This is a genomic window from Litorimonas haliclonae, assembly GCF_965138505.1.
GTDB classification, from domain to species: domain Bacteria; phylum Pseudomonadota; class Alphaproteobacteria; order Caulobacterales; family Maricaulaceae; genus Litorimonas; species Litorimonas haliclonae.
Map to the genome: position 1 here is coordinate 443,939 of NZ_CBCSCO010000002.1, position 24,264 is coordinate 468,202.

Sequence of the window (24,264 nt, forward strand, 5' to 3'; positions counted from 1 at the left end):
TTCAAAGCGAAAACCGCCAAAATAATTAGCGAAACAGAATAGATTGAGGCGTCAAGAAAAGACCCTAATGCCATTGCTATACTTTCGTAATCGGCAAAGCTGAGAATTAATTTCCCAATCAGATCTATCGAATTCCACGCAATAACCAGCTAAAGTAGAACTTTCATAGTATCCCCTAAAATTTACTCCCGCGCCTCCGCGCTCGCGTCTCTAAATGCCTTAAACTCAGACGTTGATTTCAGCTCGGGCCAGTCATCCGAATTACCCATTTGGCGGGTCATATCCAGAAAGAGCTCGACGTCCTGCGCCGCGCCGCGAAGGTCCCAGTCAGGATTCCACGCATCGTTCTGATTGTGATAGCGGTTATCTATATAGCCTTGCACCCAAGCGTCTCCGGCTTCGCGGCCGCCGTCTTTCAAATCTGGTCCGCCTGCGATGCCCATAATCAACATGACGGGAACACCGCGCCGGGCGAGGGAGAAATGATCCGCGCGGTAAAATAATCCATTTTCAGGCAGGCCTTCGGGGGAGACTGTCCGGCCTTGCGTCGCAGCGGTCGCGGCCATCATCTCTTCCAATTCACTTTGCCCTTCGCCGACTTGAATAACGTCATTGGCTGGCCCTGCTGTCTGCAAAATATCAAGCGTTAAATTGGCGACAGTCTTTTCGAGCGGATAGATAGGATCTTGGGCGTAAGCTTCCGAACCCAGCAATCCGCTTTCTTCCGCTGTCCAGGCCGCAAAAACAACAGAGCGTTCCAGCGCCGGTCCGGCTTTCAGGTTCCGGGCGATTTCCATCATCCCCGCCAGTCCTAGAGCGTCATCATTTGCGCCGGGACGGACCGTCCGTCCTTGCGCGTCAGGCTCGCCCACGCCGTAGCCGTCCCAATGGCCGGAGAGCATAATGACTTCGTCCGGACGGGTGGTTCCTGTGATTTTACCCAAAACGTTCTGGCTCTCGACTATCTCGACGGAGAGCGCCAAATCCGTGTTGAAACGCAGGTCGTCCAGTGGGAATGCCGTGAAATCTTTTTGACGGGCTTTGACCCGTAAATCGTCAAGATCATATCCGGCGGACTCTACCCACTGCTCGGCCATGTCTTCATGTAGCCATCCTTGCAGATCGACGGAAAGCTTCGCGCCGTCTCCGGCAACAGCGTAGTTTTCACCCGGTGAAGACGCGGCGACATTCCATCCATATCCGGCCGCTTTCGGCTCGTGAATAACCAAAGCAGCGACCGCGCCGCGGCGGGCCGCTTCTTCGAATTTATAGGCCCAGCGGCCATAATAGGTCATACGTCGACCGCCAAACAGGCCGCTGACGGGATGGTCATCGGACACGCCGAAATCCGGATCATTCACGAGGAACAGCGCAACCTTGCCCTCCAAGTCTATATCGCCGAAATCATCCCAGTCCCGCTCCGGCGCGCTGGCCCCAAAGCCGACAAAGACAACAGGCGCATTTTCGACTTTGATAGTGTCGCGGGGGTTGGTGGAGCTTATTTCAATGTCCTGACCCTGTTTTATCTCGATAACGTTTCCGCCTTGATCGACATTCAATGCCCGTACATCTGTGACAATGGATTTGTTGAGCGTAACCGGATCTGTCCACTTACCATTGCGACCGCCCGGCTCTAGCCCCAGTTCCGTAAAACGCTCAATCAGATAATTGACGGTTTTGGTCTCACCCTCGGTTCCCGGGGCACGGCCCATAAAGTCATCGGACGCCATGATTTTGACGTCCTCTGACATATTGGCCGTATTGATAGGAAAGGACGGGTTATCGACAGTCGCGGTTTGCGCGCACCCCATTAAAATGACGCTCGCGCTCACGGTAACCCATATCTCTTTGATCATCTCTTTAACCCTAATTCTGAAATTCTCCCGACCATTGGTTTAGAAAGAGACGATGTCAACCACTGCAGGCGGCTTTGAACCTTGAAGGGGTCAGTCGTCAGCTACGGAGACGAAGATTGCGACGATGCCAATCATGCCCGCATAACGAAAAGCCGATTGCCCTGCCAAATCGCGGAAGACATCAGACCGCCAAAGTTCGAACCAGCCTTCGCCAATGACAATAAAGCCCAAAAACAACATGAAAATGGCCACGCCGCAGCCCGAGAGGGCAAGGGTTTTGGCATGATTAAATGTGGCCGGGTCAGCCTTTCGCGCGCTCCACATGCGGCCCCCGCCGATTAAACATAAAATCCCTGCGGTCACTTTCGACAGGATAATAAAGAGTGCACCGGCCAAGATAAGAACGGGATTGGTGGTTGCCCGCCAACTTTCTGCGCCGCCTTCAAAGGTGGACATAGACGCGACCGCTTCGACCGCCCCGATTGTCCCGTTCCAATCCGTTAGATTTCCGAACGCCCCGAATATGCCCCATAAAAAGACGCTCAATACGAGTAATATTTTTATGATACGTAACATGATTGCCCCCGACGTGAGGCAAATTTAAGCGCACATACTGTTTAAAACAAGTTAAATCAAATGAGAGCGCATGGAGCGATACTTTATCGTTACTGATTTTGCGCCTGTCACGTCAGTGATAAGAATTATCTTGGCCCCGCGCGAGGCGACTACGTCAGATTGGAAATCGTACTTTCGAAGAAGTTATCATAAGGTGCGAGGACGATAGAGGGTGCAGCGTTTCTATCATGAAACAGTATGGTATTTCTTAAACCAAATCAGGGTCATTTTCCGATTATTTCAGGGCATAAAAAAAGCTGCCCCAGAAAGGGAGCAGCTCTTGAGGGTTATATTTAAATTATGCCGCGAGTGCAGCTTTATTAATTTCACTTTCCGCAAGACCAGAAAGATAGACGTCGCCTTCTTTCGTAGCTTCAAGGCAGGTCTTGATTTTCTTAGCATCTTCATCAAGGCCTAGGCGGCGGGCAAAGGTGTGCAAGCAGCCATATCCGGCAATCGCGTAATGTTCCATCCGCTGATATTGTGTGACAATCATGGCGTCTTTTACATCAGTGTCGCCAAAGCTTTCTTCTGTAACGTGATGTTTGGCTTCTTTAATCAAACCTTCCATTCCTTTGCAGAATTCGCCGGAGGGTTTATGGCCATGTTTATCAAGAATTGATTCCATGGCTTTCATGCCGTCATCAACGCCCTCTACGCCGCGCTCCAAGGCTTTGACCAAATCCGCATCCGTGGCCTCTTTCGCCAACATTTTTGTCGTGGATTTGGATTGTTTATTCGCGCTGTAGATGTCTTTGAGTTCAGCGATATATAGGTCTTTTAAGTTATTGAGAGGCATAGAGATAAATCTCCTGTGTAAAAATGAATTTAAGGCCGGGAGCCCTATATCTTATCTACGGGGCGCTGGGGTGAGAGTTCCAAATAAAATGACTTAACGCATTGTTTTTACAGTGTTTATGCTTTCTCACTCAAAATAATCTGGCTCACATTAATTGTGCCAAGTTTAAAGCCGGCTTCGCAATAGGACAGATAATAATCCCACATTTTTTCGAACCGTTCGTCAAAACCCTGTTTACGGACGGTTTCAATCGTTTCAAAAAATTTCTCCCGCCAAATGGCCAAAGTCCGGGCATAACTTTCTCCAAACCGGGTCTGCTCCAGAAGGTTGAACCCGACAGTCTGGGCCAGTTTTTCGAAAACGGGTTCGCTCGGTAACATTCCGCCGGGAAACACATATTTTTGAATGAAGTCCACATGGGTGCGGTAGTGCTCAAATGTGCCGTGATCGATCGTGATGGTTTGGATGCCGACCCGTCCGCCGGGTTTGAGACATCGCTTCAGGCTGTCAAAATAGGTTGGCCAATAGGCTTCCCCAACGGCTTCGAACATTTCGATGGAGACAATATGATCAAATTGATCTTCGCAGTCGCGGTAATCCTGCAGGCGTAGATCAGACTGCTCGCTGAGCCCGGCCTCTGACAGTCGCTTCTGAGCATAAACCAATTGTTCCCGCGAAAGGGTCAAACCCGTGACGTGGGCGCCGAATTCGGAAATGGCAACTTCCGCGAACCCGCCCCAGCCACAGCCAATTTCCAAGACTTTGTCGCCTTTTTTGATGCCGACGTGACGGCAAAGGCGGCGATATTTTTCAAGTTGAGCCTCTTCCAGTGATTGGTCCTGCCGCGTGAAGACAGCCGAGGAATAAGTCAGGCTGGGATCGAGCCATAATTTGTAGAACGCGTTCCCCAAGTCATAGTGAAAGGCAATATTTTTACGGCTTCCCGCACGACTGTTTTTTCGAAAAGCATGAGCCAAGCGGTCCACCCAATCCATTTTGAAAAACCGGGGTATGAGCGCTTCGAGGCGAAGCATGTTCCGCCCCAATATCTGTAGCAGGTAAGGGAGATTGTCTGTTTCCCATTCCCCCGCCATATAGCCTTCGCTTAAACCCAAAGCTCCGTTGGTGAGAATGCGGGAGATTGCTCGATTGGAGGATATGCTCAAGCGCGCTGGCTCCCCATCGCTCGGCCCGAAACTTCGTATCGCCCCATTCGGAAAGTGAACGTAAAGATGGCCAAAATCCATCTTGGCGAAGGCGAGGGCCAATAGTCGGCCGCGCAGGTTTAGCGTATGATCATTCGGCTTCGGAGGATCGTAAAGGGTCAAACTATTTGTCATATTTTTTTATTTATATCGGTGGGGATTTAGAGCTGACGGCCTGTTTCGGCGGCGCGGGTTTGGAGGTCAGGGGCACTTTTTTAAACCAGAGTCTGAGCGCCTGAAAATGAATGGCGGCTGTTACTCTCAGGGTCAGAAGCGGGTAGAGGAAGAAGACTTTCAAAAGGGTCTTATTGGTCAATGGCGATCGTTTTGCAGATAGGGCGGCGGAGAAAACGGTTTTGTCTTCGACAGAATATTGGATGCCAAGTTTCAGCTTTTGCCCGGGGACAATTTGGGTGAATCGATATCCCCCTTCGACATGAAAAAACGGGGATACATAAAGAGACTTTTCAATTGAATGATGAGTGAGATCATCCGAAATCGCAAAGGCATAGCTATGGCGTTCATCAAATGTGTTGTGAACTTCATAAACAACCCCCGTGACATCGCCATCGGCGTCCAGAGCATAGAAAATAGAAATAGGATTAAACGTATATCCGAATAGGCGCGGCATTGTGAGTAATATGATTTTGTGGGGCGTCTTAACACCGACATCGGAAAAAACGGAGCGGATGTAATCCTTCAATCCTTCAGGCGTTTGGTCCCCGTAATCTTTTTGTCTGAGACTAAAGAGGTTGAAACTATCCAGACTGAGTAAAGACGGCAGGTCACCGCCTGTTTCAAAACTGTCCAAATCTATGGCGGCATAGAAAACCGGATAGTCAAAACTATGTTTGACCGGCATTTTCCGCGTATGACTGACCGTCCCGCGGTAAAGGGCATTTTGAACAAAACTCATGCCACCATTTTGTCGGTTTTATGAACGAATTCATCAAGCCGCAATCGGGCTGTCTGCCCGGGCTTGTCCCAGGGCCGCTTTAGTCCGCTTATCTGCTCGGCGGCAAAAAGCCCCGCCTGAATGCCGTCTTCGTGAAAGCCATCCCCTAGATAGGCCCCGGCAAACCAATATCCGTTTTGACCTTGCACGGCCCAAATATCTGATTTGGCCTCTTCCGCCGCCATGTCGAAAACCGGGTGATCGTAACTGAATTTCGCCCAGATTTTTGACGGATTGATATGCCGATCCGGATTCAGGGTAACGATGACGGGCGTCTGTGTCGGGACATGTTGCAGCCTATTCATCCAATAGGACACAGCGGGCGGTCCTTGCGCGTTGTCTCTGGAGAGATAATTCCAGCTCGCCCAGGCTTTTTTACGTTTTGGCATCAAGTTTTCATCGTGATGCAAAACCACCTCATTGGGGCGGTAACGCATCGCTGATAAAATGCGCCCTTGCTCATTTTCAGGGTTTTGCAGGATTTTCAGGGCCTGATCAGAATGACACGCGAACAGGATGTGATCATATGTCTGCTCGTCCGATTTCGTAATGATTGTACGGCCCTTAACGGATTGAACAGGGGCGTTTAATCTAATCCGATCGGTAAATCCGCCGCATAGCTTCTCTACATATTCCCGACTTCCGCCCTTAACGGTTCGCCAGACCGGGGCGTCATTTAAACGATCTAGACCATGATTATTGAAAAAGCGCATGAAGCTTTGTGCCGGGAAATCCAGAATTTCTAGTGAGTCAGATGACCAGATAGCCGCCCCCATGGGCGCGAGGTGATCCTCGACAAAAGCGACTGAATAGTTTTCCTTTTGCAAAAGGGCCCGAAGCGGAAGAGACGCAAATTCCGGCTCCAGACGATAGCGATCCGCGTTTTTATAGAACCGTATGAGCTCGCTTAGCATCGACCAGTATCGCGGGCGAATAAGATTGCCCTTTTGAGCAAACAGCCCGCCTTTCGTTCCTCCGGCATATTCCAAGGCGCCGTCATTTAGGGAGGCTCCGAAAGACATGTCCGTTTCCCAAGTCGGAACGTCCAGTGTTTCAAAAAGCGCGCTGAGATTAGGATAATTCCGATTATTATAAACGATAAATCCCGTATCGACAGGAAGTGTATTCCCTCCCGTCTCTATATCGACGGTATGACTGTGCCCGCCAATATAATCATTGGCTTCATAGACGGTGATATCATGATGAGGATGGAGCAACCAGGCGGCGGAGAGCCCGGAGATACCGCTGCCGATAATAGCGATGCGCTGGCGGGATATTGGGGCCGCGCTAGAGTGTATCAGAGGTTTCATCCCCCTAGTTACGTCAGGAGGGGGAAAAACGTTTCATCTAACTGTATTAAGTTTGAAATACCCGAGCCATTCTATTGGTTGGAGTATAAATCGGGGAGGAACGGAAAGAATTCTCTGTGATAAATTCATTGTAACGTGCCTCTTTTTGCGCAACTTCTATATTGAGGCGATTATTAAAGGGCCGACTATGACATCGACAAAATTCCCCATAATAAAGATTTCACGGAAAAATCTATCGAAATCTTGCGTGCAAGCTATATTCGGCATGAGCGTTGCGGTATTGTTTTCGGCTTGTGCCTCTAATTCCGGGGCGGAGAGAAGCTTCACGACTCCACAGGACAATTTAAGAAGTGGTGGATCCATAGTAGCTGTGCGACCAATCGGATTGGTTTTTGCGTCGATGGATACGGACGGTCAGGCTGGATTGACAAAAACCGAATTAGAAGCGGGAATCGAGAAAGAATGGAAAGGTCTCAATTCTGGAGCAAAGGTTAGCGCGATTGACTACGGGAATTGGGCTCTCTCTGTGATGGGATCCAGCGAAGTTATGCCAAACTTCCTAAGTTTTGATTCTAATTTTAACGGGGGGATGACAAAAACGGAATTTCGAAACGGTCTTAGAAACGAGTTCGCCCGCGCCGACGAAAATGAGGACGGCATCGTGTCCCGTGAAGAGTTGACCTACTCAATTACAATGCCGCGCCGAGGCAATGACAGGCGCGATGAAGCAACGGATGAGAGGACCCCTGACGGGGTCGAAAGGATCCCGCGGCGTTAACTCAGCGAACTAATTCAAGCCCTATTTTCCGTTAGAGCTTTGTGCTTCGTTCTGCGGCCAGTGACGCGTTTACGCCACATCCTGAAACTACTGGGCTTCATAGAGCCCCGCATAACTTTTATCACTTCATCCTCTGATAGGCCTGTTTGCAATTCGATATTATCAAACGAGGTCTCATCTTCCCATGCCATGCTGATAATTTCTGACTCCGTCAGCTCACCTTTATCCGGGCTAGGTTTGGCTGGAATGAAATCATCAGGAAAAGTGCGGTCGGTCATGTGACTACTTACGCCCGGGGACGTAGCATCGTTTCATTTGGACACACCTGACCTGGTCTCTCTCGAAAAGCTCATTCGCGAGGCCGAGGACACACATAACAGGGGCACCGCTCCCATTCGGTGAAGCGCGAAGTGATTTGTGAAATTTCGCCGCAAGGCGATGGAAGATTATTCGTAAGGCTGGAAAATGGGGCAAGACTGCCTTTCGGTCAAAAATATAAAGCGAATTTGGCCACCCATGACGTGTTTTAACTTCCCATTAACCATGTTTCGTACAGGATTCACATAGCCGTCATGGCTGTGTCACATGCGCGGAGCCAAATGGCGGCGAAGAAAACGAACCGACCGAAAGGGGTTTTATGCGCTGCACTTACGGGCAACACGCGTTCCGGCCACCCAGCCGATTTCATAATTCCAAAGGCGAGGGAATGATGCGAAAGCTAAGGCAGCTTTGCGCCAAATCAGACCGGCGCTGCTCACAAAGGCTGCCGGCCTAAGACTTACCAATCAATTTCAGGAAACGATCCTGCAAAGACGGGTTGGTTTTGAACTCCCCGGTAAACTGGGTCGTAATCGTTGAGACATCAGGGTGGTGCACGCCGCGTGTCGTCATGCACTGGTGCACGGCGTCGACCATGATCGCTGTGCCGCGCGGCTTGAGCGCCTCGTCGATGGCGTCGGCAATTTGCGCCGTCATCGTTTCCTGGGTCTGGAGGCGTTTTGAGAAGACCTCGACAACCTTGACCAGTTTGGAAATTCCGACCACCTTTTCCGTGGGCAGATAGGCGACATAGGCTTTGCCGAGAAACGGCGCAATGTGATGCTCGCAATGGCTCTCAATGTCGATTTCGCGCAGAATGACCATGTCGTCATAGCCCGAAACATCTTCAAATACGCGGGAAAGCTCTTCGGCCGGATCCATATCATAACCGCGAAACCATTCACGGTAAGCCTGCACCACGCGTTTGGGCGTGTCTTTCAGCCCTTCGCGATCCGGATTGTCTCCGGCCCAGGCGATCAATGTGCGAACGGCTTCCATCGCTTCTTCCTTGGAAGGGCGGGGCGCATCATTCACGGCTTTAAGGGCGGGTTTGGAGGCTGGTTCAGTGTTCATAACCAGCATATAGGCAGGCTAACCTCGAAAAGCTAGCCTGCAAAACGGTAATTGCCCCATTCTAAAATGGGCCGGAGACTATTCTTCGTAGTCGCCTGTAATCATGCAAGTGCCGTCAGCTTGGGCGGTTGTTCCTTCCGGGCAATCTACGACAACGGTTTCGGCAGAGCCTTCCACAGCCACAGTCGGGGCAGCGACTTCAGGCGTTTCGACAACGACTTCTTTCGCGTCCGTCATTTCCGCTTTAGATTCCACCGCGTCTTTCAAAGCGTCTTTGGCCATATCCGTTTTGCTCGGCTTTCCGACAAGTGCCTTCATGCCGACAGTCGCTGCCGCGCTATCGCCCACGACATCTTCAACTGCGTCTTTGGCAGCGTCTTCGGCTTTTTCTTTCGCCATGGATTTCACAATCTCAGTGGCCTTTTTCTCAGCGGCGTCTTCGGCAGCGTCCAGGACAGCGGCATCGCTCAGCGTCGGGGCGGCGTCTTCAACCGCTTCAATAGCGGCCTCCTCAGCGGCGCTTTCTGCTTCGTCCTCAACCATTTCCATAGCATCCTCTTCGGCAGCCTCTTCAACGGCCTCCATTGTCGCCTCTTCCGCGGCGTCCACAGCGTCTGCTTCGGCGTTCATTTCCGCCTCTACCGCTGCGTCCATAGCTTCCACGTCAGCGTCAGCTTCAACTTCTGACTCAACTTCCGCTTCGATGGCTCCTTCAACAGCGTCCTCAGTGGACTTGGCAGCCTCTTTCTCGACCATTTCGAGGGCTTTCTCTTTGACGACTTCTTTGGCCTTATCCTTTGCGACGTCGACGGCTTTGTCTTTAACGGCGTCAGAGATTTGGGCGTAAGCGGGCGTAGCCAGTAAGGCGATCGCGGCAACCGAAAGGGATAGAGTGCGGGATAGATGGGTCATGTAACTCTCCAATTTGATAAACAAATGTTTCGTAACGGGCTAAATGAGGCCAAATTATGATCAAGATGACGATGCCGTTACCAAATTTTTAGTCTATTTTAAGAAGCGAGGCAAATTATTATAAAAGAATACGCTCAAAATCGGCGAGGTCAGATGGGCGCCCATTGCCAAGTAAAGATAGGTAATTTCAGCAACTTAAGGGTTCCGTCAAAAGATTATACTGATTTATTTCCTCCGGCGAGAGGATATGAAGCTCCTGCGGGGAGGCGGCGTCGCGCGTAAAGACATAAAACGCCGGGTCAATTCCCATATCGCGTAGAAATCCTTCCTGGCGCCTTTGTCTTGCGTCAAAAATGTCGTTTTTCGGCTCGTAAGTCTCAAGGCCAGCAATTGACCAGCTATGCACCCCGATTTGCGCGCCGCAGTCCATGGTCCGCTTTGTCCCCGCCAGAAACAGATCCACCGCGCCGGAGGCGATACGGCTATTTCTCTCCAGATGGGTTTTCAACCGGTTTTTCCGAACGGACCGCGCGAGGCGAAGATTCTGATCCGCATCAACCGTGCCGGGCATATATTTCAGAACCAGCGTGTCTACTTGCGGGTTTTCGCGGATAAGCGCGTCCACTGCTCCGGCAGAAGCGCTATCCGTTGTGCCGTAAACATAAGCTCTTTCGCCTTTCACATCGAAGTGAAGTTCGCCGTCTCCGGTATCTGGACGATTGAAAATCGCGACGGCCAAGACCAACAAGGCGAGAGCGCCCACAATGATTTGTTGTTTCTTGAAAGGGTTATTCATGTCGGCCTTTTGAACAAAACCCACCTGACAGACAAGAGAGGCTTCCAAACAAGAACAGCATTGGGTAGAGACACCGCCATGACCACGGAAGAACATCCCCTGACGCTCTATAATTCGCTGACGCGAAGCAAAGAGAAATTCATTCCGCAAGACCCTAAACGGGTGACGGTGTATAATTGTGGGCCGACGGTATATAGCTACGCCCATATCGGCAATGCCCGCGCCGCCGTGGTGGCCGATGTATTGTTCCGCGTGCTCCGCCATATCTATGGCGAAGACCATGTCGTCTATGCGCGCAATATTACCGATGTGGACGACCGAATTATCCAAAGCGCCAAGGAAACGGGCAAACCCATTTCCGAAATTACGGAAAAATACGCCAAAATTTACAATGACGATTTGGCGGCGATAGGCTGCCTTCAACCTACCTATCAGCCGAAAGCGACCGAACATATTTCAGATATGATCGAGATGATTTCAGAGCTGCTTTCAAAAGACTATGCCTATGAATCTGACGACCACGTCTTTTTTGATGTGTCCAAATATGACGATTACGGGAAGCTTTCCGGCAATACGCTCGACGCGCTGCGCGGCGGCGACCGTGTCGGGGAAGGCGAAGTGGCGCGCAAACGCAATGCGGCAGATTTCGTGCTCTGGAAACCGGAACTGGACGGGGTTGGTTGGGACGCGCCTTTCGGGAAAGGTCGCCCGGGCTGGCATATCGAATGTTCCGCTATGTCGAAAGCCAAGCTTGGCAAAACAATCGATATTCATTGCGGCGGGGTCGACCTAAAATTTCCGCATCACGAAAACGAAATTGCGCAAAGCTGCTGCTCAAACGGCACGGAAAAATTTGCCAATTTCTGGGTGCACAATGAATTCCTCAATATGGGCAGCGAAAAGATGTCCAAGTCCTTAGGGAACGTCACGCTGATCCATGACCTGCTGAAAGAGTGGGACGGGGAGGTTATTCGCTTGGCGTTGTTAAAGGCCCACTATCGGAGTGAGTTGCAATGGTCAGACGAGTTACTGCGAGAGAGTAAGTCAGATTTAAAAAGCGCATATAGTCAATTAAGTCGTACCAAAATAAACCTTCAAAAGTTAAACCGTGAAATCACTGAAGATGAGGAAGCGAAGCTAAAAAGCGACCTCGAAGATGATAAAAATAACGCAGAAATACTTACGGATTTAAACGCTCTGAATTCTGTTTTACTTGCTAGAACAGACATTAGCAACGCGGCGAAAATTTCCGATGGGATGATTGAAAATTCGAACAGACTCTCAACGAATGACTTCTTAGATGCTCATTTCTTTTTTAAAAAGGCAAACCGAGCTTTTCATTTAGTTGGTCTCCTTCAAAAAGACCCGGAAGACTGGTTCCGGGGCAACACGTCTGACGACGAGGAAGATGAAATTAACGACCTGATCCAGCAACGCGACGCCGCCAAAACCGCGGCAATTGCCGCCAAAAAACTCGGCGATAAATCCGCGATGGGTGAGCAATTCAAACGATCTGATGAAATCCGCGATAAGCTGAAAGCGCGAGGAATTGTGCTCGAAGACGGCCCCGACGGCACGACTTGGCGGCGTGAGTAGTCGCAAGTCCTCTTTCCCCATTCTCGGGTTTGAGCCAAAACGACGTTATACGTCGTGACGCGAATGGTCCTTCGAGAGTGGGGGTTGGGGGCGCGTAAATCGCTATCCTTTGTCGTGTGTGGATATTGGCAGTACCTCATGACCTGTATGTGGAATGAAGACGAGGCGGTGAAAGTGACCGCTTACCCTTTCGCGGTCAGGAAATGTCCGTGCAGAGTGGCGATGGGGGAGTCATAGCTTTCCTGCCACGCCCGTACCCGCACATTGGCCACGCGGCTACCTTGTTTGAAAATGTCGGCGCGGGCATATGTTTCGATAGGTTTGCCGCGGCGAAGATAGTCAATATTGATACCTATAGGCTTCGGGAAGTTTTCAGCTTTGCTCCCCATGATAAGTTCAGCAATTGCGCAGACTTCCATAAAGCCGCCGACGCCGCCGCCATGCAGAGCCGGGAGTGTTGGATTGCCGATATTCTCCAGCTTATATGGCAAAATGAGCGTAAACTCCTCGCCCATGAAAAAGGGCCTTACGCCTAGAGTCTGGGCGTAGGGAATAGATTCGAGAAGGTCTCGAATGTCAGGGTGGGACTTTGCGGGGTCTTCTGATTTTTCAGGGATGTTTGAGGGACGGTTCATTTGATATCCTCCGCTTTGAGACGCGGGCCAGTGGCCATGAAACAGGCTTGCGCAGTGGCGATCGGGTCTGTCTCGTCTCCGTCATGAGCAAAGGCCCGAATGAAGGCGACATGTTTGGTCGCCTTGTAACAATGAGCTTGCGCAATAATCGTTTTTTCAGGAGTCGCCGAGCGCATATAATCAATCCGAAGGGAGAGCGTTGCCGTCGCGCCCAGCGTCTCGAAGCCGGCCACCGCCGCTAATCCGGAGGATTGATCAAGCAGAGTTGTTACCGCCCCGCCATGCAATACACCTGTATTAATGTCGCCAATCAGCTCTTTATTATAGGGCAATGACATCGTCGCGCGGCCTTTATCGACGGCAACGAATTTGATGCCGAGCTTTTCAGCGTGCGGCGTCCCCGTCGTGAAGGTCGGCCCCATTTCCCAAAGGCGTTCTAATATCTTGTCACTCATTTTGAATTTCCTAAAGCGGCATAAGCGGCGTCAATAAGGCGGCGCGAACGGTTATCCCCGATCAGAGTGTTATGCTGACGGTTCATAACATAGGCGCCGTGAAGTCCAGTTTTAGGATCGGCGAAAACGCAAGATCCGCCCCATCCGCTATGGCCGACCGTTTCGGCTGTCGGTCCATAGAAATAATTCGGCGTATTGAGCATAACTCCGGCCGCGAAATTGATTTCGAACGGTAAGACCAAGTCATCTCCGCCGATGCGTTTTTCACGAAAGGCGGTCAACGTATCCTCACTTAGGACGGCGGCGTCTCCGCAGCGGCCATTGACTGCAATTTGCATGAGTGTCGCCAGTCCTTTCGCGGTGGCGTGGCAATTTGATCCGGCAAGTTGAGCCTCGCGCCAAGCGGCCGCGCCTTTACCGCCGGGCGAGGCGGCTTTGCTCATAAAAGCGGCTTTCGTTGCGGCGTTCATTTCGCCGAGATCCGCCATGGCTTTGGGCTTTGCAATCTGGGCGCAGCGCTCATGTTCGCTGGCAGGCAGTCCTATCCAGACATCTGCATCAAATGGGGCGGCCAGTTCTTCGCGCAGAATGTGCCCTAAGTGACGCTGAGGCTCATCGGCCAAGCGCGCAATTTCTCCGGCCAGGAAGCCATAAGTAACGGGATGATATCCGGTCTGTGTGCCGGGCTCGAAAATTGGTTCCTGAGCCGCCAAGGTCTTAATTGTTTTTTCCCAATCAAACCAATCTTCCGGTTTCCATTCCATATCCGTTATCCCGGGCAGGCCGGATTGGTGGGACATAATCTGTGCGATCGTCAGTTTATCTTTGCCGTGCTGTCCGAAATCCGGCCAGAGGGTCGTCACGGGTTGGTTATAACCAAGGCGGTCTTCTTCCGCGAGCCATGCTATCACCAGCGCGGCCATGGCTTTACCAGTCGAAAAGACACTGAATAGTGTATCGTCGTGAACTGGCATGGTTTGTTGGCGATCCATCCAGCCGCCTTTGAGGTCGAGCAAAACTTCGCCTTCCCGCATCAAACAGAATTGCGCGCCAATCTCATCCGTTTCTTTGAAATTGGCTTTGAACGCCTCGACCGCCGGATCCAATCCATCGGCGGCAAAAATATCAAACGGCGTTTCAGTCATATCTCTATCTTTCTACTCATCAAAGGGTCAACTTGGACAAGCGCTTCTTGTTTTCGGACAATTGGCAATTCACCAGCATCCAATTCCATCGCGGCAGACATGACTTCAAATATGGACGCGACAGAGAATTCCAAGGCCTGACGAGGCGATAACCCGAGAAGTATATGCCCCAAAAAAGTTGCCGCGAGGGCGTCCCCTCCACCATGAGGGACTTTATCAAATTTTTTATGTTGGACGAGAGAGGACTCTTCAGGCGTCACGAGCAAAGCGCCAATCTCCCCTCCAACCGGAACAGAGGTGACTAAAATGTCAGTGTCGGCGCTCCAATCTTTGGCTGTCTGAGCGATAGCCGGGGCAGTCTCAGACTCTTTTCCCGTCAAATATGACAGCTCCCAAACGTTCGGAGTCAGAATATCGGCGAGCGGGACAAGTTGCGACTTTACCATCATCGCGCGATCTTCGGGAATATAGAGTGCCCCTTCATCGCCCATAACCGGATCGACCAGTATTATGGCCTCCGGATTATCTTGTTTAACCTCTTGAACGATGCGGGCGCTTAGGGCGGCATGATCGACATGCCCCATATAGCCGGTCAGGACGGCGTCGAAATGAAGTCGCTGTTTTCGGATGGCCTGCCACATATCTTCTATCTGAGCCGTCTCGGCTGCGCCGCCCCCCGGCGCGCCCCATCCGGGGTGCCGACCCATTAAGGTCGTCGGCAAGACAATCGTCTCGACTCCGAGGCGGCGCAAGCAAAATGCGCTGACAGTGGCCCCGACCCGGCTGGACGCGACAAAAGAAGATATCACTAAAACCGTTTTCATTATCCCGTCATGACGCTATGATGTGGCGAAATCAACAAGCATCTCAATAGAGGCTCCCATGGATATCACCATTTATCACAATCCGCGTTGTTCCAAATCCCGTCAGACTTTGGCGTTGATTGAAGAGGCGGGGTACGAGCCTACTATCGTAAAATATCTGGAAGACCGTTTGAGCGCATCCGATTTGCAAACTCTCATGACCCGTCTTGGCATTGGCGATCCAAGAGAAATTATGCGTAAGGGAGAAGCGGTTTATAAGGAATTGGGTCTCAAGGACGAAACAGATCCCGCGACGCTTCTTAGTGCCATGGTCGAAAACCCTAAGCTTATCGAACGTCCGATTGTGGTGCGCGGCAAGCAAGCGATCATTGGCCGTCCCCCTGAAAATGTGAAGTTGCTATTATAACCGCGGTTCTAATGTGGTTAAATAATATCTAAAAAATTCAGCTCTTAAACGGCTTGTTAAGCAAAACAGGGCATTCCTTTGTTAACCATGGTCAGGAGTCCGTCCTTTTTCGGGCGCCTGCGTTTGAGGGGGATGTTTCATGCGTCTTGTTTTATGTGCGGTTTCGGCAATTGCTTTGTCCGGGTGTTCCTGGTTGGGAGGCCTGACGGGCAGTTCTCATCAGAAACAAAGTTCTTACGCCCAAAATGGCCAATACGGGGCCTATCAGGCGCAAGGAGCATATGATCCGTGTCAGGTTCCAACGGCTCAATCCACGGCGCCGCAGGGATGTGACCCAGCTGCAGTCACGATCGCGACATCACAATATGGCGCGACAAACGGATTTCCACAACAGCCACAATTTGGGCAGCCGAGCTATACCACTGGCGGATATGGCTTGCACGTTGGTTCCGCCGCTCACCAAGGCGCAAACTATCAGCCACACACCCCGCAACTCCGCAAACCGAAATTTCGCGGCTCTTTAAGCCTCGGCGCTGAGAAAAGTTTCCAAGGCGATGTTTTGGATTATAGAATATTTCCAACGGATCCTGAAACCGGTCTGTCGACTGACCCAACGGTTGGCTATAATCCTCAAGCCTATACAGAAGGCCGCGTCGAAGGTTCTGTTGCAAGCGGGCGAGTAGAATCGACAACTTACACCGCCGGAGCAAGAGACCGCTTTGGAGGCGAGCTGTATGACGAGGCGAGAACCCCGACAATTTCCTTTGATGATGCTTGGTCAACACCTACCCGTATAGCCATTGGCGGTGAATATATTCTGTCTAACAAGAATACCATTTTCGTTCAGGGCGGTTATTCCGCGGCGGAAGGCAAATCCGGCGTAGTTGGAACAGTCGAGGCAACGCTCTACCGCGATGTTACGACAACGGATTATGATGATACCGGCGCGCAACTCGGCCCTGCTGTGACACAAACAGCTTTTATTCCAAATGAAGATGTCGCGCGGTTTTCAGCCGATTTCTCAGATATGAAGCGTTATGACGTAGAAGTCGGCGCGCGCCATTATTTTAATCCGGTAAATAAAACGGGCGGGGTCAATACCATCACACCTTTTGTCGGGGCTTCTGTCGGCGCCTCGCACTATAACGCTGTATCTTATACAACAGATCAACAGCAGAGATTCTATGAGCAGGCTTTCAACGATCCTGATGGAGAAGAAACACAGTTTTACGATCTGGATGGGCAAGAGCGTACGGTCAATTTGTATGACAGCCAGTGGGTGCCATCGGGCCAATTAAACGCAGGTATTGATTGGCAATTAACGCCACGCGTTGGTTTGGCGTTCGAGACGGGATTACGTTTCGAAGGCGCTCGCAAATACGCCAATGATGAAAAAGGCGATACCAATATCGCTGTCCCGTTGACCATTCGAGGAAGTTATAATTTCTAGACGATCGGCGTTAATGAGGTCGATTAACCGTCTAATGAGTTGAAAATTAAGGTTTTGTTGTAGGTTTAGCAACGCTTTATTAAGCATAAGGTGGTTTAAAGTAAAACAGAACAGGACCAGTTTTGGGAAAAGGGAGGCCGATATGCGGCTCGCAGTTTGCGCTTTATCAGCGGTATTATTATCAGGTTGCTCTTGGCTCGGATCGGGCGGACATCAAGCCAATTACGGACATCAAGCAGGGGGCGCTTACGGCGTTTCAAATGCGGGCTTTACGGGCGCTTATGGTCAAGCTGGCTATGGCGGCTATGAACAAGCCGGATATGGCCAATATGGTCAAGCGGGTTACGGCCAGGCGGGTTACGGTCAAATGCAATATGCTCAGGCCGGATATGATCAAGCTGCCTACGGCGCCTCGGCCGGTGGTTACGCCCAAGATAGTTACGGACAACAAGGCGCCTACGGTCAAAATACCTACGGGCAGAGCGTCTATGGCCAAACCAACTACGCGCAAGGAAATGCTTACGCTCAAGGAAACGCCTACGGACAACAGGGAAGTGCTTACGGACAAAATGTCGTCGGGACGCAACTTTCTAATGGTCAATATGTAGACGGTGCCTATGTTCAAAACATCCAAGGTGAGCCAATATATGTGCCGCAACCCTATGCCGCCGGCGGCGCATGTTGCGGCTATCAGCAGCCTGTTCGTGTCGAGAGCGGGTGTTGTAGCTATCAAACCGGTCTGCGCGGCGGAAGCGCTGCTCTCCCATTCGGTTTTGAGGCGGGAATAGGGACAAGCTTCGACATAGATGGAGAGCTGTTTCCAGGTAAGGGGGCTGGGCCCGCGCTAGACGAAAATGGACAGCCAGATCCAAACCGCCTTGTCTCGGCAACGCCCGCGATCAGTTATAAAGACGCGTTTGAAAACGGCGTCAGTTATGACTTGGCCACCACCTACGACATAAGCCCTTCGACAACAGTTCTGGCCCGCGTGGGATACAGCGAAGCAGAGGGCAAGGACTTTTCTCTAGGCGACGCGACTGAAAACGGCGTTACAGCCCCGATTACAGGACGCCTGTCCGATATGGAGCAATACACGATTGAAGGCGGAATTCGGAAATATGTAGGCGGTTTCAATAACGGCCTGACAGGGCTACGTCCTTATTTTGGCGTCTCCGGTGGTTTCACCCATACCAATGATCTAACGTTAACCCAAACGTCTGCAGCCTTTAATGGCGGCGCCGGCGGTACTGAAACACAACAATATGTCGAAGGAGGTTGGACGCCAACTGCGGCAGGCGTCATCGGCGCTGAATATCAAGTGGGGGCCCGTACAGCGATCGGTGTGGAAACTGGCATACGCTGGACAGACGATTTGCAGACAAACGTTCAGTCTGACGACCGTTGGCAAGTGCCTGTAAAATTACGCGGACGCGTAAGTTTCTAAAAAATCCATATCTCTTACGGAAAGCCCGGCCTTAGGTCGGGTTTTTGCGTTTTTGCTTTCAAGTGAATTCCTCCGCTAATTTTTAACTCTTTGTGAACCACGTTTCCAATCAGAATATTTAGACTGGTGCTGTAATTGCATAGGCAGAACGCAACACATTGACGTGTCGGCAATTGTGCCAATTCAAAACACAGGATGAAAACAATGCGGATTTTATTACTCGGCGCAGCGACAATCGCGCTTTCAGGCTGTTCTTTCCTTGGATTTGGCGGCCAGAATAATTACTCACATCATCAGACCCGTAACGGCTATTACGGGCAAAATACGGCGTCTCAAGCTCCAAAGGCCTGTCATAGCGGGCAATGCTTAGCGCGCTGGAATATTGAAGGCGGCATCGGAGCGGCCTTCCCAGTGCACGGCGACGCTGTCACCGGGGACGAAGCGCATCAAGTTGCTGGTAAGGACATCAATAATCTGTCCTGGAATGATATGTATGATACAGGCTATCGCGCGGAATTAGGCGTCTCTTATGCGGTAAATCCAAACCGTAAAGTAACGGCCACAGCCCATTTGGAAAAAGCGGAGAGTTCCGGCGTGCAGGACTGGGGCGACGTTGCGACAGGTCAAAACCTTCGCGGGTCTCTTTCAGATTATGAATCTTATGGCGGTGAGATTGGCTTACGCCAATATTTCAAACCACGTCCGGGTGTTATCCTTAAAAGTGTTCGTCCTTATGTCGAAGGACGTTTAGGGGCCAGTTATGTAGACGATATTTCTATCGAGAATGCGTCTATCAATAATGTTGACACCCCTGCGCTCAACACGCGTTTTTACGATAGCGGATGGGTGGGATCTGCCGCAGCCCTTGTCGGCGTCGAAACGCCTCTGACGCGTTATTCTACGATTGGTATAGAAACCGGCGTCCGATATACGCAGGCCCTAGATAGTTCTGACTCAATTTCGGGCAGTTCACCGATTGCCGGCACGAATAATAGCCGGGGACGCACCACGATCCCGGTAATGCTGCGCGGGCGTTACCGCTTCTAGGGAAGTAGGTTTTTTAACACGCCCCTTATCATTCCTTTGGGGCGAGGGCAGACCTCCACAAGTGTGAGGTCATGATGGGGGCAAAGCCTTGACGAAGACGAGATGTCTTCGCCAAGGCTTTTTCATATTCAGAGGAGGCTTTCTGTGCTTCTTAGGAGCTTGATTTACTTAAGGAATCGAGAGATTCACTCTTTTTTTTCTCGCTTATTAGGGCTCAGACGCGGAACGAGAAGAGACGAAAGCAACCCGCTATTGCAACAGACGGCCCTACGGTCTGAAGTCCTATAGGCTACTGGGAGGTTCGTTTCGCAACGCACTTTCCGTGATCTCATATCGCTTCAAGAGAGGGCCTCGTCGGCCAACCCAAGGGTTTATCCGAACCTGCAGGAGCGTTAGCGGATCAAAAAAAAGCCCGCCAATTCAGGCGGGCTTCTAAATCAATGCGTGATTTATTCGTCAGATACGTAAGCGTCCGGTTATCCGGTGCGTCGGTTCATGGCTTTTTCTGCTTTTGCAGCTAGGCGGCGCGCGCGAACGCGCTCAAAGCTATCAAGAGAGTCCATTGCAATGCGGAGGTCTTCAGAAAGGTTGCCGGTCTGGTCCAGAATATCGTTTAGCGAACGGCGCAGGTTTTCTTTCCGGTCTATAACGGAATTGGCATAGGAACCGTAAGCAACATAACCTTCTTTTTGAGCGTTCGGATCCACATTGTCTTCTGGTACGCTATCGTTGAGCTTACGGATCTGGCGTTCCAAGTCCTCGCGGGTGGCTTCCAGAACACTGATGCGTTTTTGTAACTCGGAAATTGCAAACCGAGTTTTCTGGATAGACTTATCCATAGAGTGTGCCATTTTTATCTCCCAAAATCTCACTGTGATCGTTGCCGATCTTCACCATCCTTCTCCTCAGAAGGTCCGGAAGGGATCGCAAATCTTATAAAGTGACTTGTCGTCCTAACCGTCTTTGAAACTGTTATAAGTCAACAGAATTGCGATTCAGTGAAGGGATAGGGTTAAAAAACATTAGGAGGTCTTACCGCTTATTTAGACCTATTAACGGCCAATCTCCCATAAAAAGGCAGTTTTTCTGACATTTTAGTCAGATTGGTTAATGCCGTTAACATTTGGTTTACGGGATTCCCTTACCGATTGAGTTCCATTAACCATGTCTCATCGGCTAGAGACAATGATTCGCCTGGGAGGGAAATATGCGTGTACTTCTAATTGAGGATGACAGTGCGACAGCACAGGGCATCGAACTGATGCTCAAAACAGAAGGGTTCAATGTTTATACAACGGACCTGGGGGAAGAGGGCGTCGACCTCGGCAAACTCTATGACTATGATATTATTCTTCTCGATTTGAACCTTCCAGATATGCCGGGCTTTGACGTGCTGAAGACGTTGCGCATGGCAAAAGTCAATACACCCATTTTTATCCTGTCTGGTACGTCCGACATTGATACGAAAGTCCGCGGACTTGGAACAGGCGCTGATGACTATATGACCAAGCCATTCCATAAGGATGAGCTGATTGCACGTATCCACGCCGTTGTCCGTCGTTCTAAAGGTCACAGCCAGTCTGTTATTACAACAGGCGACATCAAAGTGAACCTAGACGCCAAAACAGTTGAAGTCGGCGATCACCGCGTTCACCTGACCGGCAAAGAATACCAAATGCTCGAGCTCTTATCTCTTCGTAAGGGCACAACCCTGACGAAAGAAATGTTCTTGAATCACCTTTATGGCGGCATGGACGAGCCTGAATTGAAGATTATTGATGTCTTTATCTGTAAGCTACGCAAGAAATTGGCGTCCGCGACACAGGGCGATCACTACATTGAAACTGTTTGGGGCCGCGGCTATGTATTGCGGGATCCTTCAAAGGATAAAATGAGCGCTTAAAGCTCGCTCTCAATTTAGAAAATTTAGAGGGTCCTCCCACCCTCCTTTTTTGCCTCGCCTTGCCAGCGGGGCTTTTTACTATGACACTGACGAACTTCAGGGACCGCTGTCATAACGTCCCTTGCAAGCCCGCAATGCCAACCCCACATGAGCGCCATGACCGATACGAAACAGCCTATCGCTGACCTCGATAAAATGACTGATAATGAAGTGACCGTTTTTCAATTGGACGGCCAACCTGTGCGCGGACGTGCCGTGCATTTGGGGGAAGCGTTGAATGACGCTCTGACTGGCCCGAAGGGAGAGTCACGCTATCCAGACGAAATTTCCCGCTTATTAGGCGAAGCAATGCTGATTGGCGCCCTCGTGACACAAGCGCTGAAATTCGAGGGCCGTCTGGTGGTACAATGTCATGGTACAAATGACGGGGCGGTAAGCTTGCTCATGGCGGACTGTACGACGGACGGCGCCATTCGCGGCTATGCCCGATGGGATGACGCAAAGTTGAAAGAGACCAAACTTGATAACCGAAATCCCGGCGCAGAAGCGCTTTTGGGCGGCGGGACGTTTTCCATGACAATAGATCAGGGCCCAGACATGGATCAGTATCAGGGACTGGCCGCCATTCAGGGTGAACGCCTATCTGATTGCGCGCAGCATTATTTTGAGCAATCTGAACAAATCCCGACGGAAATCCGATTGGCCGTGGGACAGGTACAGGAAGCGGGCAGCGCCCCCTCTTGGCGCGGCGGCGGTATGATGATTCAGAAAATTGCTGATGATAGCGCCCGCGGCGATACCCAGGAGGCGTGGGACACCGCGCGATCTCTCTTTGGCACGCTGAGTGATGCCGAATTGATTGATCCGGATTTGTCCCAGAACAGATTGCTTTTCCGTCTCTTCCACGAAGACGGAGTCCGCATTGTCGAAACTCATAAGGTCTCCGGCCAATGTCGATGTTCGAAGGAACGTCTGGAAAACACGCTGAAAAGCTTCGAGCGTGATGCTCTAGAGGATATGGCTGAGGACGGCACTATTAAGGCCAATTGCGAGTTTTGTGCGACAGATTATATTTTTAAATTGAGCGAGCTCTAAACCCGAATTCAAAAGCCCTGAATTTTAATTCCGCCAGAACCCCGGGCTAAGCACCACAAGGGCGGTAACGATTTCCAGGCGACCGGTGATCATGGCCGTCATCAAGACCCATTTCGCGCTGCCGGGCAAGGACTGGTACGTTCCCGACGGGCCGATAATCTCGCCCAAGCCGGGTCCGACATTGGCCACGGCGCTACCCGCGCCTGACCACGCCGTCAGCGGGTCTAGACCTATGATGGAGAGTAAAATAGCGGTCACGGCGAAGGTCAGAAAGAATAGAAAGAAATACCCTAAGACCGAATAAACAACGGCTTCCGGCAATACCCGTCCGCCGTAGCGCAAGGGGGCTACGGCATGATTTCGCGGCATTTTGAAAAGATAAGCCCGCAAGCCTTCGAACGCGACCTGATATCGGAATATCTTAATAGAACATGCCGTCGAGCCCGCACAGCCACCAATAAACATAAAACAGAAAAAGCCTGCAACGGCCAGAGGACCCCAGAGATTGTAGTCCGCTGTTGCGTAGCCGGTTCCGGTGACTATCGAGATCGTATTAAACGCCGAAAGCCGCAGAGCGTGCCAGAAACTTTCATTGTCAGACGAGCCAAATTCGGTTCCGAGCCAGAGCGCAAAAGCAATCATCAGGCTGAGTATCAGTAGTACGGAAATAAAAGCTCTGACTTGGGGGTCCTTCAAGGGGGCGTTGAAATCACCACGCGTCATGAGAAGGTAAACCCCAAACGGGATACCGCCGGCAACCATAAATATCATTCCGACCAGATCAGCCCCCTGATCCATAAACCCGCCCATAGACGCATCGGATGTGGAAAACCCACCCGTCGCCAAAGTCGTCATAGCATGGGCTATGGCATCAAACCCGCTCATCCCAACGGCCATGTACAAAATGGCGCAGACGAGCGTCAGGGTCAGATAAATCAAAGAAATCGCCATAGCGATAGAGGCCGCCCTTGGCAGAATTTTTTCGCCCATATCTGAGCTTTCCAACCGGAAAAGCTGCATTCCGCCGACTTTAAGCATAGGCAGGACAGCCATAGCCGTCACGATAATACCAATTCCGCCAATCCATTGTAACATCGCCCGCCAGAGCAATACGCCTTTTGGCAAATCATCCAGACCTGTCAGGATTGTCGCTCCTGTCGTTGTGATACCGGATGTCGCTTCAAAAAGGGCATCCGTAATGGATAATCCGACAGGCTCCATGATAAACGGAACAGCGGAGAATACGGACAGGGAGACCCAGCTGAATACAGTAAGGAGAAAAGCCCCCCGGGCGCGAAGATCAGGATTAGGTGTGTAATTTGCCAGGGAAAGCGCTCCGCCAAAAAGGGAAGTTAAAATTCCGGAGACAGCAAAGGCGCGCCAAGAGCGACCTTCGAAGGCCACATCAATACCCATAGGTATAAACATCAGTAAGCCCAGAACGGCGACCATCAAGCCGATAACAAAAAAGACTGGGCGCAAATCCGGCATTGGCAAACCCTATCCAAAAGGAAAAGAATTGCAAAGCGATAAGCAAAATTTTGCGTGAAAGACGCGCTTCAATTGCGAGAATAACTTGAATGACCTGTCCGCATGATATTTAACGGAAACATCATTTTATGACACCTCCTATAAGAGCTGTTCGA

24 protein-coding genes and 1 pseudogene are annotated in these 24,264 nt (G+C 50.9%); 9 read left to right on the forward strand and 16 right to left on the reverse strand.

The window, feature by feature from the left end:
- Positions 1-182: 182 nt before the first annotated feature.
- The 6 genes from ACNA05_RS06310 to ACNA05_RS06335 form a co-directional block, all read right to left on the reverse strand.
- A complete protein-coding gene (locus ACNA05_RS06310; RefSeq protein ID WP_415810571.1) occupies positions 183-1,856 on the reverse strand; it encodes a M20/M25/M40 family metallo-hydrolase in 1,674 nt (557 codons plus the stop codon).
- 90 nt (positions 1,857-1,946) lie between these two features.
- Positions 1,947-2,432 (reverse strand): DUF2165 domain-containing protein, encoded by a 486-nt coding sequence (locus tag ACNA05_RS06315; protein WP_415810572.1) that lies wholly within the window; start codon positions 2,430-2,432, stop codon positions 1,947-1,949.
- Positions 2,433-2,769: 337 nt separating this feature from the next.
- Complete coding sequence (locus ACNA05_RS06320) at positions 2,770-3,270, reverse strand: YciE/YciF ferroxidase family protein (RefSeq protein ID WP_415810573.1); 501 nt, start codon at positions 3,268-3,270, stop codon at positions 2,770-2,772.
- Positions 3,271-3,386: 116 nt separating this feature from the next.
- Positions 3,387-4,610 carry a class I SAM-dependent methyltransferase gene (locus ACNA05_RS06325; RefSeq protein WP_415810574.1) on the reverse strand — a complete coding sequence of 408 codons (1,224 nt, stop codon included), beginning with the start codon at positions 4,608-4,610 and terminating at the stop codon, positions 3,387-3,389.
- 10 nt (positions 4,611-4,620) lie between these two features.
- A complete protein-coding gene (locus ACNA05_RS06330; RefSeq protein WP_415810575.1) occupies positions 4,621-5,391 on the reverse strand; it encodes a DUF1365 domain-containing protein in 771 nt (256 codons plus the stop codon).
- A complete protein-coding gene (locus ACNA05_RS06335; RefSeq protein WP_415810576.1) occupies positions 5,388-6,740 on the reverse strand; it encodes an NAD(P)/FAD-dependent oxidoreductase in 1,353 nt (450 codons plus the stop codon). Before ACNA05_RS06335 ends, ACNA05_RS06330 begins: the two co-directional genes overlap by 4 nt.
- A gap of 187 nt (positions 6,741-6,927) precedes the next feature.
- Between ACNA05_RS06335 and ACNA05_RS06340 the strand changes: the two genes are divergently transcribed.
- Positions 6,928-7,518: an EF-hand domain-containing protein gene (locus ACNA05_RS06340; RefSeq protein ID WP_415810577.1), complete on the forward strand. Its 591-nt coding sequence runs from the start codon at positions 6,928-6,930 to the stop codon at positions 7,516-7,518.
- Between the two features lie 14 nt (positions 7,519-7,532).
- Here ACNA05_RS06340 and ACNA05_RS06345 read toward each other — a convergent pair whose 3' ends face one another.
- Complete coding sequence (locus ACNA05_RS06345) at positions 7,533-7,796, reverse strand: TIGR03643 family protein (protein WP_415810578.1); 264 nt, start codon at positions 7,794-7,796, stop codon at positions 7,533-7,535.
- Between the two features lie 114 nt (positions 7,797-7,910).
- Between ACNA05_RS06345 and ACNA05_RS06350 the strand changes: the two are divergent.
- Positions 7,911-8,048 (forward strand): annotated as a pseudogene (locus ACNA05_RS06350) (hypothetical protein); the annotation flags it as partial.
- A gap of 241 nt (positions 8,049-8,289) precedes the next feature.
- Here the strand turns inward: ACNA05_RS06350 and folE are convergent.
- From folE to ACNA05_RS06365, 3 genes are all read right to left on the reverse strand, one after another.
- Positions 8,290-8,910, reverse strand: a complete 621-nt coding sequence (folE, locus tag ACNA05_RS06355) for a GTP cyclohydrolase I FolE (protein WP_415810579.1) — start codon at positions 8,908-8,910, stop codon at positions 8,290-8,292.
- Between the two features lie 78 nt (positions 8,911-8,988).
- Positions 8,989-9,822, reverse strand: a complete 834-nt coding sequence (locus ACNA05_RS06360; RefSeq protein WP_415810580.1) for a hypothetical protein — start codon at positions 9,820-9,822, stop codon at positions 8,989-8,991.
- 187 nt (positions 9,823-10,009) lie between these two features.
- Positions 10,010-10,618, reverse strand: coding sequence for a hypothetical protein (locus tag ACNA05_RS06365; RefSeq protein ID WP_415810581.1), 609 nt, complete (start codon positions 10,616-10,618; stop codon positions 10,010-10,012).
- Positions 10,619-10,696: 78 nt separating this feature from the next.
- On the opposite strand from ACNA05_RS06365, the gene cysS reads away from it, so the two are divergent.
- Entirely contained in the window at positions 10,697-12,214 is a 1,518-nt protein-coding gene (gene cysS / locus ACNA05_RS06370) for a cysteine--tRNA ligase (protein ID WP_415810582.1), read from the forward strand.
- A 182-nt stretch (positions 12,215-12,396) separates the two neighbouring features.
- Here the strand turns inward: cysS and ACNA05_RS06375 are convergent, their stop codons facing one another.
- Genes ACNA05_RS06375 through ACNA05_RS06390 form a run of 4 tightly spaced genes read right to left on the reverse strand, consistent with a single transcriptional unit; the run spans position 12,397 to position 15,273 of the window.
- Positions 12,397-12,849 (reverse strand): PaaI family thioesterase, encoded by a 453-nt coding sequence (locus tag ACNA05_RS06375; protein WP_415810583.1) that lies wholly within the window; start codon positions 12,847-12,849, stop codon positions 12,397-12,399.
- The gene (locus tag ACNA05_RS06380; RefSeq protein WP_415810584.1) at positions 12,846-13,304 is read right to left on the reverse strand and encodes a PaaI family thioesterase; all 459 of its coding nucleotides are present in this window, start codon (positions 13,302-13,304) and stop codon (positions 12,846-12,848) included. Before ACNA05_RS06380 ends, ACNA05_RS06375 begins: the two co-directional genes overlap by 4 nt.
- A complete protein-coding gene (locus tag ACNA05_RS06385) occupies positions 13,301-14,449 on the reverse strand; it encodes a serine hydrolase domain-containing protein (protein WP_415810585.1) in 1,149 nt (382 codons plus the stop codon). The genes ACNA05_RS06380 and ACNA05_RS06385 overlap by 4 nt, the downstream gene beginning before the upstream one ends.
- The gene (locus tag ACNA05_RS06390; RefSeq protein ID WP_415810586.1) at positions 14,446-15,273 is read right to left on the reverse strand and encodes a PfkB family carbohydrate kinase; all 828 of its coding nucleotides are present in this window, start codon (positions 15,271-15,273) and stop codon (positions 14,446-14,448) included. Before ACNA05_RS06390 ends, ACNA05_RS06385 begins: the two co-directional genes overlap by 4 nt.
- A gap of 58 nt (positions 15,274-15,331) precedes the next feature.
- Between ACNA05_RS06390 and arsC the strand changes: the two genes are divergently transcribed.
- The 4 genes from arsC to ACNA05_RS06410 all read left to right on the forward strand — a co-directional run bounded on the left by arsC (position 15,332) and on the right by ACNA05_RS06410 (position 19,620).
- Positions 15,332-15,679 carry an arsenate reductase (glutaredoxin) gene (gene arsC / locus ACNA05_RS06395; RefSeq protein WP_415810587.1) on the forward strand — a complete coding sequence of 116 codons (348 nt, stop codon included), beginning with the start codon at positions 15,332-15,334 and terminating at the stop codon, positions 15,677-15,679.
- A 139-nt stretch (positions 15,680-15,818) separates the two neighbouring features.
- Entirely contained in the window at positions 15,819-17,129 is a 1,311-nt protein-coding gene (locus ACNA05_RS06400; RefSeq protein ID WP_415810588.1) for a hypothetical protein, read from the forward strand.
- A gap of 142 nt (positions 17,130-17,271) precedes the next feature.
- Complete coding sequence (locus ACNA05_RS06405; protein WP_415810589.1) at positions 17,272-18,573, forward strand: hypothetical protein; 1,302 nt, start codon at positions 17,272-17,274, stop codon at positions 18,571-18,573.
- Positions 18,574-18,777: 204 nt separating this feature from the next.
- Positions 18,778-19,620, forward strand: coding sequence for a hypothetical protein (locus tag ACNA05_RS06410; RefSeq protein ID WP_415810590.1), 843 nt, complete (start codon positions 18,778-18,780; stop codon positions 19,618-19,620).
- Positions 19,621-20,096: 476 nt separating this feature from the next.
- On the opposite strand, the gene ACNA05_RS06415 is transcribed toward ACNA05_RS06410, so the two are convergent.
- The gene (locus tag ACNA05_RS06415) at positions 20,097-20,471 is read right to left on the reverse strand and encodes a flagellar export protein FliJ (protein ID WP_415810591.1); all 375 of its coding nucleotides are present in this window, start codon (positions 20,469-20,471) and stop codon (positions 20,097-20,099) included.
- A gap of 356 nt (positions 20,472-20,827) precedes the next feature.
- On the opposite strand from ACNA05_RS06415, the gene ctrA reads away from it, so the two are divergent.
- Both ctrA and ACNA05_RS06425 read left to right on the forward strand, forming a co-directional pair.
- Positions 20,828-21,523, forward strand: a complete 696-nt coding sequence (gene ctrA, locus ACNA05_RS06420) for a response regulator transcription factor CtrA (protein ID WP_415810592.1) — start codon at positions 20,828-20,830, stop codon at positions 21,521-21,523.
- Positions 21,524-21,670: 147 nt separating this feature from the next.
- Entirely contained in the window at positions 21,671-22,618 is a 948-nt protein-coding gene (locus ACNA05_RS06425) for an Hsp33 family molecular chaperone HslO (protein WP_415810593.1), read from the forward strand.
- 24 nt (positions 22,619-22,642) lie between these two features.
- Here ACNA05_RS06425 and ACNA05_RS06430 read toward each other — a convergent pair whose 3' ends face one another.
- Positions 22,643-24,109, reverse strand: a complete 1,467-nt coding sequence (locus tag ACNA05_RS06430; protein WP_415810594.1) for a TrkH family potassium uptake protein — start codon at positions 24,107-24,109, stop codon at positions 22,643-22,645.
- Between the last annotated feature and the right edge of the window lie 155 nt (positions 24,110-24,264).

Coding starts and splice junctions, on each gene's coding strand:
- ACNA05_RS06400 (WP_415810588.1), top strand. CDS start 15,819: ATGCGTCTTGTTTTATGTGCGGTTTCGGCAATTGCTTTGTCCGGGTGT.
- ACNA05_RS06365 (WP_415810581.1), bottom strand. CDS start 10,618: ATGAATAACCCTTTCAAGAAACAACAAATCATTGTGGGCGCTCTCGCC.
- ACNA05_RS06405 (WP_415810589.1), top strand. CDS start 17,272: ATGCGGCTCGCAGTTTGCGCTTTATCAGCGGTATTATTATCAGGTTGC.
- ACNA05_RS06375 (WP_415810583.1), bottom strand. CDS start 12,849: ATGAACCGTCCCTCAAACATCCCTGAAAAATCAGAAGACCCCGCAAAG.
- ACNA05_RS06315 (WP_415810572.1), bottom strand. CDS start 2,432: ATGTTACGTATCATAAAAATATTACTCGTATTGAGCGTCTTTTTATGG.
- arsC (WP_415810587.1), top strand. CDS start 15,332: ATGGATATCACCATTTATCACAATCCGCGTTGTTCCAAATCCCGTCAG.
- ACNA05_RS06385 (WP_415810585.1), bottom strand. CDS start 14,449: ATGACTGAAACGCCGTTTGATATTTTTGCCGCCGATGGATTGGATCCG.
- ACNA05_RS06310 (WP_415810571.1), bottom strand. CDS start 1,856: ATGATCAAAGAGATATGGGTTACCGTGAGCGCGAGCGTCATTTTAATG.
- ACNA05_RS06345 (WP_415810578.1), bottom strand. CDS start 7,796: ATGACCGACCGCACTTTTCCTGATGATTTCATTCCAGCCAAACCTAGC.
- ACNA05_RS06425 (WP_415810593.1), top strand. CDS start 21,671: ATGAGCGCCATGACCGATACGAAACAGCCTATCGCTGACCTCGATAAA.
- ACNA05_RS06390 (WP_415810586.1), bottom strand. CDS start 15,273: ATGAAAACGGTTTTAGTGATATCTTCTTTTGTCGCGTCCAGCCGGGTC.
- ACNA05_RS06340 (WP_415810577.1), top strand. CDS start 6,928: ATGACATCGACAAAATTCCCCATAATAAAGATTTCACGGAAAAATCTA.
- ACNA05_RS06410 (WP_415810590.1), top strand. CDS start 18,778: ATGCGGATTTTATTACTCGGCGCAGCGACAATCGCGCTTTCAGGCTGT.
- ACNA05_RS06335 (WP_415810576.1), bottom strand. CDS start 6,740: ATGAAACCTCTGATACACTCTAGCGCGGCCCCAATATCCCGCCAGCGC.
- ctrA (WP_415810592.1), top strand. CDS start 20,828: ATGCGTGTACTTCTAATTGAGGATGACAGTGCGACAGCACAGGGCATC.
- ACNA05_RS06360 (WP_415810580.1), bottom strand. CDS start 9,822: ATGACCCATCTATCCCGCACTCTATCCCTTTCGGTTGCCGCGATCGCC.
- cysS (WP_415810582.1), top strand. CDS start 10,697: ATGACCACGGAAGAACATCCCCTGACGCTCTATAATTCGCTGACGCGA.
- ACNA05_RS06330 (WP_415810575.1), bottom strand. CDS start 5,391: ATGAGTTTTGTTCAAAATGCCCTTTACCGCGGGACGGTCAGTCATACG.
- folE (WP_415810579.1), bottom strand. CDS start 8,910: ATGAACACTGAACCAGCCTCCAAACCCGCCCTTAAAGCCGTGAATGAT.
- ACNA05_RS06415 (WP_415810591.1), bottom strand. CDS start 20,471: ATGGCACACTCTATGGATAAGTCTATCCAGAAAACTCGGTTTGCAATT.
- ACNA05_RS06380 (WP_415810584.1), bottom strand. CDS start 13,304: ATGAGTGACAAGATATTAGAACGCCTTTGGGAAATGGGGCCGACCTTC.
- ACNA05_RS06430 (WP_415810594.1), bottom strand. CDS start 24,109: ATGCCGGATTTGCGCCCAGTCTTTTTTGTTATCGGCTTGATGGTCGCC.
- ACNA05_RS06325 (WP_415810574.1), bottom strand. CDS start 4,610: ATGACAAATAGTTTGACCCTTTACGATCCTCCGAAGCCGAATGATCAT.
- ACNA05_RS06320 (WP_415810573.1), bottom strand. CDS start 3,270: ATGCCTCTCAATAACTTAAAAGACCTATATATCGCTGAACTCAAAGAC.